Source organism: Variovorax sp. UC74_104, assembly GCF_044055375.1.
GTDB lineage: Bacteria > Pseudomonadota > Gammaproteobacteria > Burkholderiales > Burkholderiaceae_C > Variovorax.
Map to the genome: position 1 here is coordinate 5,852,745 of NZ_CP171978.1, position 11,510 is coordinate 5,864,254.

Annotated in this window: 8 protein-coding genes and 1 pseudogene; 5 read left to right on the forward strand and 4 right to left on the reverse strand. The window is 66.7% G+C overall.

Going from position 1 to position 11,510, the window contains the following annotated elements; translation table 11 throughout:
- Window positions 1–134: 134 nt before the first annotated feature.
- The 4 genes and pseudogenes from ACHMXA_RS27530 to serA form a co-directional block, all read right to left on the reverse strand.
- Window positions 135–548 carry a gamma-butyrobetaine hydroxylase-like domain-containing protein gene (locus ACHMXA_RS27530; RefSeq protein ID WP_176663108.1) on the reverse strand — a complete coding sequence of 138 codons (414 nt, stop codon included), beginning with the start codon at window positions 546–548 and terminating at the stop codon, window positions 135–137.
- Entirely contained in the window at window positions 548–991 is a 444-nt protein-coding gene (locus tag ACHMXA_RS27535; RefSeq protein WP_395317117.1) for an HIT family protein, read from the reverse strand. Before ACHMXA_RS27535 ends, ACHMXA_RS27530 begins: the two co-directional genes overlap by 1 nt.
- Window positions 988–4,867: pseudogene (locus ACHMXA_RS27540) on the reverse strand (DUF3683 domain-containing protein). Before ACHMXA_RS27540 ends, ACHMXA_RS27535 begins: the two are co-directional and overlap by 4 nt.
- A 159-nt stretch (window positions 4,868–5,026) precedes the next feature.
- The gene (serA, locus tag ACHMXA_RS27545; RefSeq protein WP_395317118.1) at window positions 5,027–6,259 is read right to left on the reverse strand and encodes a phosphoglycerate dehydrogenase; all 1,233 of its coding nucleotides are present in this window, start codon (window positions 6,257–6,259) and stop codon (window positions 5,027–5,029) included.
- Window positions 6,260–6,533: 274 nt separating this feature from the next.
- Here serA and ugpB point away from each other — a divergent pair, with 274 nt between their 5' ends.
- From ugpB to ugpQ, 5 genes are all read left to right on the forward strand, one after another.
- Window positions 6,534–7,847, forward strand: coding sequence for a sn-glycerol-3-phosphate ABC transporter substrate-binding protein UgpB (ugpB, locus tag ACHMXA_RS27550; RefSeq protein WP_395317119.1), 1,314 nt, complete (start codon window positions 6,534–6,536; stop codon window positions 7,845–7,847).
- Window positions 7,848–7,948: 101 nt separating this feature from the next.
- Window positions 7,949–8,830, forward strand: a complete 882-nt coding sequence (gene ugpA, locus ACHMXA_RS27555; protein WP_395317120.1) for a sn-glycerol-3-phosphate ABC transporter permease UgpA — start codon at window positions 7,949–7,951, stop codon at window positions 8,828–8,830.
- A 1-nt stretch (window position 8,831) separates the two neighbouring features.
- Window positions 8,832–9,683 (forward strand): sn-glycerol-3-phosphate ABC transporter permease UgpE, encoded by an 852-nt coding sequence (gene ugpE, locus ACHMXA_RS27560; RefSeq protein WP_176663114.1) that lies wholly within the window; start codon window positions 8,832–8,834, stop codon window positions 9,681–9,683.
- Between the two features lie 3 nt (window positions 9,684–9,686).
- Window positions 9,687–10,694 (forward strand): sn-glycerol-3-phosphate ABC transporter ATP-binding protein UgpC, encoded by a 1,008-nt coding sequence (gene ugpC, locus ACHMXA_RS27565; protein ID WP_176663115.1) that lies wholly within the window; start codon window positions 9,687–9,689, stop codon window positions 10,692–10,694.
- A gap of 3 nt (window positions 10,695–10,697) precedes the next feature.
- Window positions 10,698–11,444, forward strand: coding sequence for a glycerophosphodiester phosphodiesterase (gene ugpQ / locus ACHMXA_RS27570; protein ID WP_395317121.1), 747 nt, complete (start codon window positions 10,698–10,700; stop codon window positions 11,442–11,444).
- Window positions 11,445–11,510 lie beyond the last annotated feature (66 nt).

Sequence of the window (11,510 nt, forward strand, 5' to 3'; positions counted from 1 at the left end):
AGGCCGGAAGCCTTCACATCAAGTCGACGACCCCGCGAGCACGGCGGACATTTGTTGCTTTTTCAGCCCCGCCCTTTCTGGGCGTAGGGCTATCTTTTCAATAGCACGCGCGGAGTTTCGGGCACTCCGCGAGTTCAGTGGCTGCCGCAGGCGTGGCCGCCCTTCTCGATCATCGGTGCGTCGCGATCGACACCCGCCTCGGCCAGCCGGCGCTCGTAGTCGGCCCACAGCTCGGCCTGCTTCTCGCCCAGTTCGTAGAGCAGGTCCCACGAGTAGATGCCGGTGTTGTGGCCGTCGCTGAAGGTCGGCTGCACGGCGTAGTTGCCCACCGCCTCGAGGTCGACGAGTTCGACCTCGCGCTTGCCGGTCTGCAGCACTTCCTGCCCGGGGCCGTGGCCCTGCACTTCGGCCGAGGGCGAATAGATGCGCATCAGCTCGAAGGGAATGCGGAAGGTCGCGCCGTCGGAGAAGCCGACTTCGAGCACGCGCGACTGGCCGTGCACGGTGATCGACTGCGGCGTCGGTGCGCCCGGTTTCAAGCCTGCCATCAGAAGCTCCTGTTGCCCAATCGCTCGATCATCGCAGCCTCGATGACCGGCAGGCGCGCGGCGATGTCCGCCTCCAGCGCGACATTGCGCTCGCGCTGCACGGGCGCCCACACCGAGCCCGGGAAATGGCTGTCGTTCGAGAAGCGCGCGATCACATGCCAGTGCAGGTGCGCGACCATGTTGCCGAGCGCGGCGAGGTTGACCTTCGCCGGCTTCAGGTGCTCGCGAAGGCACTGCTCGACCACCGTCACCGCCTCCATGCACAGGACACGGTCGGCCGCGTCGAGGTCGGAGAACTCCGGTGCGTGCTCGCGCCACACCACGCGATAGAAGGCCGGGAAGCCCGCCTCCTCGGCATGGATCACGCGCAGCTTCGCGCCCTCGAACACGAGGCGCCCGCCCGGGCCCTCGCACAGCACGCAGCCCTGCACCTTCGCCGTCACACCAGCACCCGCTCGATGCCGCCGCGGTTGGCGGCTTCCACGTAGTCGGGCATCCAGTCTTCGCCGAGGATCTTGTTGGCCATCTCGACCACGATGTAGTCGGCTTCGAGCAGGCCGTTGTTCAGGTCGTTGCCGTAGCGCGAGAGGCCCTGCAGGCAGCTCGGGCAGCTGGTGAGGATCTTCACGTTGTCCTTCTCGCCGACCTTGCCGGCGTCGCGCAGCGCGGCTTCGCCCTTCTTCAGCTCTTCTTCCTTGCGGAAGCGGATCTGCGTGGAAATGTCGGGCCGCGACACGCCCAGCGTGCCCGATTCGCCGCAGCAGCGATCGTTCTTGAGCACGTTGTCGCCGACCAGCGCCTTCACCGTCTTCATCGGGTCCTGCTGCTTCATCGGCGAATGGCAGGGGTCGTGGTAGAGGTAGCCGCCGCCTGCCGCGCCAGCGAGCGTGATGCCCTTCTCGAGCAGGTACTCGTGGATGTCGACGATCCGGCAGCCCGGGAAGATCTTGTCGAACTGGTAGCCCTGCAGCTGGTCGTAGCAGGTGCCGCAGCTCACCACCACGGTCTTGATGTCGAGGTAGTTGAGCGTGTTGGCCACGCGGTGGAAGAGCACGCGGTTGTCCGTGATCATCTTCTCGGCCTTGTCGAACTGGCCGCTGCCGCGCTGCGGATAGCCGCAGCACAGGTAGCCCGGCGGCAGCACGGTCTGCACGCCCGCGTGCCACAGCATCGCCTGCGTCGCGAGCCCCACCTGCGAGAACAGGCGCTCCGATCCGCAGCCCGGGAAGTAGAAGACCGCTTCGGTCTCGGAAGTGGTCGCCTTCGGGTTGCGGATGATCGGCACGTAGTCCGCGTCCTCGATGTCGAGCAGCGCGCGCGCCGTCTTCTTCGGCAGGTTGCCCGGCATCTTCTTGTTGATGAAGTGGATCACCTGCTCCTTGACGGGAGCCGGCCCCAGCGAGGCCGGCGGCGCCGAGGTCTGCTTCTTCGCGAGGCCGCGCAGCAGGTCGTTGGCCAGGCGCTGCGCCTTGAAGCCAACGCCCACCATGCCCGCGCGCACCGCCTTGATGGTCTGCGGATTGGTCGCGTTGAGAAAGAACATCGCGGCCGCGTTGCCGGGGCGGAAGCTCTTCTGGCCCATCTTGCGCAGCAGGTTGCGCATGTTCATCGACACGTCGCCGAAGTCGATCTTCACCGGGCAGGGCGTGAGGCACTTGTGGCACACGGTGCAGTGGTCGGCCACGTCCTCGAACTCCTCCCAGTGCTTGATGCTCACGCCGCGCCGGGTCTGTTCTTCATAGAGGAAGGCCTCCACCAGCAGCGAGGTCGCGAGGATCTTGTTGCGCGGGCTGTACAGCAGGTTGGCGCGCGGAACGTGCGTGGCGCACACCGGCTTGCACTTGCCGCAGCGCAGGCAGTCCTTCACGCTGTCGGCGATGGCGCCGATGTCGCTCTGCTGCATGATGAGCGACTCGTGCCCCATGAGGCCGAAGCTCGGCGTGTAGGCGTTGGTCAGGTCGGCATGCAGCGTCTCGGGCTTGCCGGCGGGCGCGCGCAGCAGCTTGCCCTTGTTGAAGCGGCCCTCGGGGTCGACCTTGGCCTTGTACTCGGTGAAGGGACGCAGCTCGTCGTCGCTCAGGAACTCGAGCTTGGTGATGCCGATGCCGTGCTCGCCCGAGATCACGCCGTCGAGGCTGCGCGCCAGCGCCATGATGCGCACCACCGCGGCATGCGCGGTCTGCAGCATGTCGTAGTTGTCGCTGTTGACGGGGATGTTGGTGTGCACGTTGCCGTCGCCCGCATGCATGTGCAGCGCGACCCACACGCGGCCCTTGAGCACGCGCTTGTGGATGGCGGCGCACTCCGCCAGGATCGGCGCGAACTCGGCGCCCGTGAAGATGGCCTGCAGCGGCTGGCGCAGCTGGGTCTTCCAGCTCGCGCGCAGCGAGTGGTCCTGCAGCTGCGGGAACAGTGTGTCGACGTCCTTCAGCCAGCCGGCCCACAGCGCGCGCGTTTCCTGCACCAGCGCCACGGCCTGCGCGACGCGGTCTTCCAGCAGCTCGGCCGCGGGAATCTCGTGCGCGTCGTCGGTCTTGCCCAGCGGCAGGTTGCCGCGCGTGAGGAAGGCTTCGAGCTCGTCGGTGAGCGCGAGCTTGTTCTGCAGCGACAGCTCGATGTTGATGCGCTCGATGCCGTCGCTGTACTCGGCCATGCGCGGCAGCGGGATCACCACGTCCTCGTTGATCTTGAAGGCGTTGGTGTGGCGGCTGATGGCGGCCGTGCGCTTGCGGTCGAGCCAGAACTTCTTGCGCGCCTCGGGGCTGATGGCGATGAAGCCTTCGCCGCTGCGCGAGTTGGCGATGCGCACCACTTCCGAGGTGACGCGCGCCACCTCGTCGGCGTCGTCGCCGGCGATGTCGCCGAACAGCACCATCTTGGGCAGCCCGCCGTGCGTCTTCGACTTGGTGGCGTAGCCCACGGCCTTGAGGTAGCGGTCGTCCAGGTGTTCGAGGCCGGCGAGCAGCACGCCCGAGCGCTTCTGCTCGGCGAACATGAAGTCCTTGATCTCGACGATGCTGGGCACCGCGTCCTTGGCGTTGCCGAAGAACTCCAGGCACACGGTGCGCGTGTGCGCCGGCATGCGGTGCACCACCCAGCGGCAGCTGGTGATGAGGCCGTCGCAGCCTTCCTTCTGGATGCCCGGCAGGCCCGAGAGGAACTTGTCGGTCACGTCCTTGCCCAGGCCTTCCTTGCGGAAGGTGCGGCCCGGGATCTCGAGGCGCTCATTGCGCAGCTTCGTCCTGCCGTCGGCAGCGTAGTACTGCAGCTCGAAGACGGCGCTGTCGACGTCGTGGATCTTGCCGAGGTTGTGGCCGATGCGCGTGACCTTCGAGCCATTCGGCCTGAGGCGTGACCATGCGCCACGAGGCGAGGTTGTCGAGCGCCGTGCCCCACAGCACGGCCTTCTTGCCGCCCGCGTTCATGGCGACGTTGCCGCCCACGCAAGAAGCCTCGGCGGAGGTCGGATCGACCGCGAAGACGAAGCCCGCGCGCTCGGCCGCGTCGGCCACGCGCTGGGTGACCACGCCGGCTTCGGTCCAGATGGTGGGCACCGGATCGGCCAGGCCAGGCAGCGGGACGTGCTCGACCTCGGTCATCGCCTCGAGCTTCTCGGTGTTGATGACGACGCTGTTCCAGGTCAGCGGAATGGCGCCGCCGGTGTAGCCGGTGCCGCCTCCGCGCGGGATGATGGTCAGGCCCAGCTCGATGCAGCCCTTCACCAGCAGCGCCATCTCGGCCTCGGTGTCGGGGCACAGCACGACGAAGGGGTACTCCACGCGCCAGTCGGTGGCGTCGGTGACGTGGGCCACGCGCGAGAGGCCGTCGAACTTGATGTTGTCCTTGGCGGTGAGGCGGCCCAGGACGCGGGTGGCCTTGCGGCGCAGGGCGGCGACGTCGCGGAACTTGGTGTCGAAGGCGGCCACCGCGTCGCCCACCAGGGCAGTGAGTTCGCCCACCAGCTGGTCGCGCGGCAGGTCGCTGTCGGGGGTGCGGCGCTTCTGCACCTCGGCCAGGCGGTGCCGGAGGGCATCGACCAGCTGGCCGCGGCGGCGCGGGTTGTCGAGCAGGTCGTCGACGAGGTAGGGGTTGCGCTGGACCACCCAGATGTCGCCCAGCACCTCGTAGAGCATGCGCGCCGATCGGCCGGTGCGGCGCTCGGCGCGCAGGGTCTGGAGCAGTTCCCAGCCGCGTTCGCCCAGCAGGCGAATCACGATTTCTCGGTCGGAGAAGCTGGTGTAGTTGTAGGGGATCTCGCGCAGTCGTACCGGCTCTGCGGCCTGTGCCAATAGCGCGTTCAACGCGGTCGGAGCATTCATCGGGTGGGGCGCCTCGGCCGGGCGCTGCGCGCCCATAGCCGGGCTGGGGATTTTATTGCAGCGCCTGGGGTCTTGCCGCGTGGCGGTTGCTTCGACCTTGTGGTAGACGCGGTAGGCGCTGCTTCCGGGGAGCCCTTCCCCGGGGATCCCCGGAAAAACTCAGAACAGCACGCGGCTGCGGATGGTGCCGCCGACCTTCGCCAGCTTCTCCAGCGCCAGGTCGGACGAGGCGGCGTCGATGTCCATCACCACGTAGCCGATCTTCTCGTTGGTCTGCAGGAACTGCGAGGAGATGTTGATGTGGTTGTCCGAGAAGATCTTGTTGATCTCCGACAGCACGCCCGGCACGTTGCGGTGCACGTGCAGCAGCCGGTGCTTGCCCGGGTGCGCCGGCAGCGCCACCTCGGGGAAGTTGACCGACGAGGTCGAGGTGCCGTTGTCGCTGTACTTGACCAGCTTTTCCGCCACTTCCAGGCCGATGTTGGCCTGCGCCTCCATGGTCGAGCCGCCGATGTGGGGCGTGAGGATCACGTTGTCGAGGCCGCGCAGGGGCGACTGGAACTCGTCCTTGTTGCTGCGCGGCTCCACCGGGAACACGTCGACGGCGGCGCCCAGAAGCTTGCGGGTCTTCAGGGCCTCGGCCAGCGGCTCGATCTCGACCACCGTGCCGCGCGAGGCGTTGATGAGGATGGCGCCGGGCTTCATCGCCGCGATCTCGGCCGTGCCGATCATCCACTGGGTGGCCTGCGTCTCGGGCACGTGCAGCGTGACGATGTCGCTCTGGGCCAGCAGCTGGTGCAGCTCGCGCACCTGGCGCGCATTGCCCAGCGGCAGCTTGGTGACCACGTCGTAGAAGGCCACGTGCATGCCCAGCGCCTCGGCCAGCACCGACAGCTGCGCGCCGATCGAGCCGTAGCCCACGATGCCCAGCGTCTTGCCGCGGATTTCATACGCGTTCTCGGCCGACTTGAGCCAGCCGCCGCGATGCGCCACCGCGCTCTTCTCGGGCACGCCGCGCAGCAGCAGGATGGCTTCGGCAAGCACCAGCTCGGCCACCGAGCGGGTGTTGGAGTACGGAGCGTTGAACACCGCCACGCCATGCTCGCGGGCGGCTTCGAGGTCGACCTGGTTGGTGCCGATGCAGAAGCAGCCTGCCGCCACCAGCTTGTGCGCCGCAGCGAACACCTCGGCGGTGAGCTGGGTGCGCGAGCGGATGCCCAGGAAGTGCACGTCGGCGATCTTTTCCTTCAGTTCGGCGTCGGGCAGCGCGCCCGGCAGCGATTCGATGTTGGTGTAGCCGGCGGCGCGCAGCACCTCCACGGCCGAGGGGTGGATGCCTTCGAGCAAGAGGAACTTGATCCTGCTTTTGTCGAGGGAGGTTTTGCTGCTCATGGAGGTCTCTTGGAAGCCCCGGCCACGGCGACAGGCTAGGCCGAAAAAGGGAGGGCGATGCTAGCATGGTGCAGCGCAGCAAGAGGGGCCGCACCCCGTGCCGGGCCTGCTGCGAACAGGGCCAAATCCAGGGGGAAAGACAAAGAGGAGCCGAAGGGTCCAAAGGGGTTTCCCCGATTGGAAGAAACCCGCCCCCCGTGCGCCAATGTGACGCGGCTGTGTCATGCACATGCCCTAGCATCCGCGCTTTCCATTTTTCCCTTCAGGAGTCTTCATGCGATTCAAGACGCTCGCCTTGGCATCGGCGTTGGCCGCCACCACGTTCTTCAACGTGGCACAGGCCCAGACCGAGATCCAGTGGTGGCATTCCATGACCGCCGTCAACAACGAGTGGGTCAACGACCTGGCCAGGCAGTTCAACGAGAGCCAGAAGGAATACAAGATCGTCCCGACCTTCAAGGGCACCTACGACGAATCGATGACGGCCTCCATCGCGGCCTTCCGCGCCGGCAACGCACCGCACATCCTGCAGGTGTTCGAGGTGGGCACCGCCACCATGATGGCCAGCAAGGGCGCCATCGTGCCGGTCGGCCAGGTCATGAAGGACGCGGGCGAGAAGTTCGACCCGGCAGCCTACATTCCCGCCGTGGCCGGCTACTACACCGCCCCCAACGGCCAGATGCTGAGCTTCCCCTTCAACAGCTCGACCACCATCTTCTATTTCAACAAGGACGCCTTCAAGGCCGCCGGCCTGCCCACCGACAAGGCGCCCGCCACCTGGCCCGAAGTGGTCGCCGCCGCCGCCAAGCTCAAGGCCAGCGGCCACAAGTGCCCGTTCACCACGGCATGGCAGAACTGGACGCAGGTCGAGAGCTTCTCGGCCTGGCACAACGTGGAGTTCGCCAGCAAGGCCAACGGCCTGCAGGGCCTGGACGCGCGCCTGAAGGTCAACTCGCCGCTGCACCAGCGCCACATCGAGAACCTGGCCAGCATGGCCAAGCAGGGGCTCTTCATCTACAAGGGCCGCGGCAACGTGCCCGAGGCCTCGTTCGTGTCGGGCGAGTGCGCCATGATCAACACCTCCTCGGGCTTCTACGGCAACGTGGCCAAGAACGCCAAGTTCGCCTACGGCCTGGCTCCCCTGCCCTACTACCCGGACGTGCCGGGCGCACCGCAGAACACCGTGATCGGCGGCGCCAGCCTGTGGGTCATGTCGGGCAAGAAGCCGGCCGAGTACAAGGGCGTGGCCAAGTTCTTCAGCTTCATCTCGACGCCTGAAGTGCAGTCCGCCAGCCACAAGCGCACGGGCTACCTGCCCGTGACCACGGCCTCGTACAAGCTCACCGAAGAGTCGGGCTTCTACAAGCAGAACCCCGGCACCGACGTGGCCGTGACGCAGATGATCCGCAAGGTCACCGACAAGAGCCGCGGCATCCGCCTGGGCAACTACGTGCAGATCCGCGCCATCGAGGACGAAGAGCTCGAACAGGTCTGGAACGGCAAGAAGACCGCCAAGGAAGCCCTCGACGCCATCGTGACCCGCGGCAACGAGCAGCTGGAACGCTTCCAGAAGGCCAACAAGAGCTGACGCCCGGCCGCCGGACGGCTTCCGTGTCCGGCTGATATCGCCCGCCCCCGTCGGCTCTTGCAAAAGAGCGGGCGCGGCGGGATTTTTTACGTAGAGGGTTCATGGAAAAACGCGTTTTCTTTCGCTCGGGCTGGCTGCCCTGGCTGCTGCTGGCGCCGCAGATGGCGGTGATCTTCGTGTTTTTCTTCTGGCCGGCGGGCCAGGCCCTGCTGCAGTCGCTGCAGCAGCAGGACGCCTTCGGCACCTCCGTCGATTTCGTCGGGCTGCAGAACTTCAAGGACCTCTTCGAGGACCCGGCCTATGCCGAGTCGTTCAAGACCACCGCCGTCTTCTCGGTGCTGGTGGCCACCATCGGCCTCAGCCTGTCGCTGACGCTGGCCGTGTTCGCCGACCGCATCGTGCGCGGCGGCATGTTCTACAAGACCATGCTGATCCTGCCGTACGCCGTGGCGCCGGCCGTGGCCGCCGTGCTGTGGGTCTTCATGTTCTCCCCCTCGCTGGGCGTGGTCGCCTATGCGCTGGGCAAGATCGGCATCGACTGGAACCATCTGCTCAACTCGAAACACGCCATGACGCTGATCGTGATGGCCGCCGTGTGGAAGCAGATCTCCTACAACTTCCTGTTCTTCCTGGCCGGGCTACAGTCCATCCCCAAGTCGCTGATCGAGGCTGCCGCCATCGACGGCGCGCGCCCGTGGCGCCGCTTCTGGACGGTGCAGTTCCCGCTGCTGTCGCCCACCACCTTCTTCCTGCTGGTGATGAACGTGGTCTATGCGTTCTTCGACACGTTCGCCATCGTGCACGCCGCCACCGAGGGCGGCCCGGGCAAGGACACGGAAATCCTCGTCTACAAGGTCTACCACGACGGCTTCAAGGCCCTGGACCTCGGCGGCTCGGCCGCGCAGTCGGTGGTGCTCATGGTGATCGTGATCGCGCTGACCATCGTGCAATTCCGCTACGTCGAAAAGAAGGTGCAGTACTGACATGGTTGAAAGAAGAAGCACCCAGGGCATCCTCGCCCACGTGGTGATGATCCTCGGCGTCCTGATCGTCGCCTTCCCCATCTACCTCGCGTTCGTGGCGTCCACCCACACCGCGCAGGAGATCGTGCAGCGGCCGATGCCGCTGCTGCCCGGCTCGAACATGCTCGACAGCTACAAGGGCGCGCTCTTCGGCCGCGCCAGCAGCGCGGGCTCCAACGCCCCGGTGGCCCACATGATGTGGGTGAGCCTGGTGACGGCGCTGGTCATCGCCATCGGCAAGATCGCCATTTCGCTGCTGTCGGCCTTCGCCATCGTGTATTTCCGCTTCCCGTTCAAGAAGATCTGCTTCTGGGCCATCTTCGTCACGCTGATGCTGCCGGTGGAGGTGCGCATCCTGCCCACCTACAAAGTGCTGTCGGACCTGAGCATGCTCAACAGCTACGCGGGCCTCACGGTTCCGCTGATCGCCTCGGCCACCGCCACCTTCCTGTTCCGGCAGTTCTTCCTGACGGTGCCCGAGGAGCTCACCGAGGCCTCGCGCATGGACGGCGCGAGCCCCATGCGCTTCTTCTTCGACGTGCTGCTGCCGCTGTCGAAGACCAGCATCGCCGCGCTCTTCGTGATCCAGTTCATCTACGGCTGGAACCAGTACCTGTGGCCGCTGCTGGCGGTCACCAACGAGGACATGTACCCGATCGTGGTCGGCATCAAGCGGCTGATCGCCGGTGGTGACGGCCAGAACGAATGGAACGTGGTGATGGCAACCGCCATCCTCGCGATGCTGCCGCCAGCGCTGGTGGTGGTGCTGATGCAGAAGTGGTTCGTCAAGGGCCTCGTGGACACTGAAAAATAAGTTATGGCTTCCCTCTCCCTACGCAACGTCATCAAGCGCTACGGCCACGGGCCCAAGGCCAACCAGGTCATCCACGGCGTGAGCGCCGAGATCGCCGACCACGAGTTCATCGTCATCGTCGGGCCCTCGGGCTGCGGCAAGTCGACGCTGCTGCGCATGGTGGCCGGCCTGGAGGAAATCTCCGCCGGCGAGATCGCCATCGGCAACAAGGTCGTGAACCAGCTCGAACCCTCCGAGCGCGACATCGCCATGGTGTTCCAGAACTACGCGCTCTATCCGCACATGAGCGTGTTCGCGAACATGGCCTACGGCCTGAAGATCGCCAAGGTGCCGCCGGCCGAGATCAAGGTGCGCGTCGACAAGGCCGCGAAGATCCTGGAGCTGGGCCATCTGCTGGAGCGCAAGCCGCGCGAGCTTTCCGGCGGCCAGCGCCAGCGCGTGGCCATGGGCCGCGCCATCGTGCGCCAGCCGCAGGTGTTCTTGTTCGACGAACCGCTGTCGAACCTGGACGCCAAGCTGCGCGCCCAGACGCGCTTCGAGATCCAGAAGCTGCACCGCGAGCTCGGCATCACCTCGCTGTTCGTCACGCACGACCAGGTCGAGGCCATGACGCTGGCGCAGCGCATCATCGTGATGAACGGCGGCGTGATGGACCAGTTCGCGACGCCCGAGGAGGTGTACAACCGCCCCGCCACCACCTTCGTGGCCAGCTTCATCGGCTCGCCGCCGATGAACCTGCTCAAGCACGCGCCGGGCGTGCGTCCGGGCCAGATCCTGGGCATCCGCCCCGAGCACCTGGTGCTCGACGAGAACGGCTGGTCGGTGCAGGTCGAGCACGTCGAGCTGCTGGGTGCCGAACGGCTGGTGTACGGCCGCATCGGCGACGAGCAGATCATCATGCGCACCGACGAGGCGGACCATCCGCCCGTTGCCGGCGACACGGTGAAGATCGCCGCGCGCGAAGACAAGCTGCACTGGTTCGACGCGGGTTCCGGCAAACGCGCGGACTGATCGATGGCCGAGCTGAATCCCTGGCCCTACCCCCGCTGGGTCGCCCACCGCGGCGCCGGCAAGCTCGCTCCCGAAAACACGCTGGCCGCCTTCCGGCTCGGCGCATCGCACGGCTATCGCATGTTCGAGTGCGATGCCAAGCTCAGCGCTGACGGCGTCGTCTTCCTGATGCACGACGCAACGCTCGACCGCACCACCAGCGGCCACGGCACCGGCGGCGCCCAGCCCTGGAGCGCGCTGGCGCAGCTCGACGCGGGCGGCTGGCACTCGCGCGCCTACGCAGGCGAGCCGCTGCCCACGCTGGAGAACCTGGCGCGCTTCTGCCGGGCCAACGAGTACCTGCTCAACATCGAGATCAAGCCCACGCCCGGCACCGAGCGTGAAACCGGCGAGGTGGTGGCGCGCGAAGCGGCCCGGCTTTGGCAGGGCGCGGCGGTGCCGCCGCTGCTCACATCCTTCCAGGTCGAGTCGCTGAAGGGCGCGCAGGCCGTGCAGCCCGAGCTGCCCCGGGGCCTGCTGCTCGACAAGCTCTGGGATGGCTGGCTCGAGGCCGCGCAGCAACTGGGCTGCGTCGCCATCGTCTGCAACCACGCGCTGTGGGACGCGGCCGTGGTGGCTCGGGTGCACGGCGCGGGCATGCGCGCGCTGAGCTACACGGTGAACGACGAGCAGGCCGCGCAGCGGCTGATCGACCTGGGCACCGACGGCATCATCACCGATCGGGTCGACCTTTTCAGGCCCGCCGGCTGAGGCCGCGAAGGCCGGACCGCGCAGGCTGCACTTGCGCACTTGCCTTACCGGTCTTTACGAAATGGC

Coding starts and splice junctions, on each gene's coding strand:
- ACHMXA_RS27530 (WP_176663108.1), bottom strand. CDS start 548: ATGGCAGGCTTGAAACCGGGCGCACCGACGCCGCAGTCGATCACCGTG.
- serA (WP_395317118.1), bottom strand. CDS start 6,259: ATGAGCAGCAAAACCTCCCTCGACAAAAGCAGGATCAAGTTCCTCTTG.
- ugpB (WP_395317119.1), top strand. CDS start 6,534: ATGCGATTCAAGACGCTCGCCTTGGCATCGGCGTTGGCCGCCACCACG.
- ugpA (WP_395317120.1), top strand. CDS start 7,949: ATGGAAAAACGCGTTTTCTTTCGCTCGGGCTGGCTGCCCTGGCTGCTG.
- ugpE (WP_176663114.1), top strand. CDS start 8,832: ATGGTTGAAAGAAGAAGCACCCAGGGCATCCTCGCCCACGTGGTGATG.
- ugpC (WP_176663115.1), top strand. CDS start 9,687: ATGGCTTCCCTCTCCCTACGCAACGTCATCAAGCGCTACGGCCACGGG.
- ugpQ (WP_395317121.1), top strand. CDS start 10,698: ATGGCCGAGCTGAATCCCTGGCCCTACCCCCGCTGGGTCGCCCACCGC.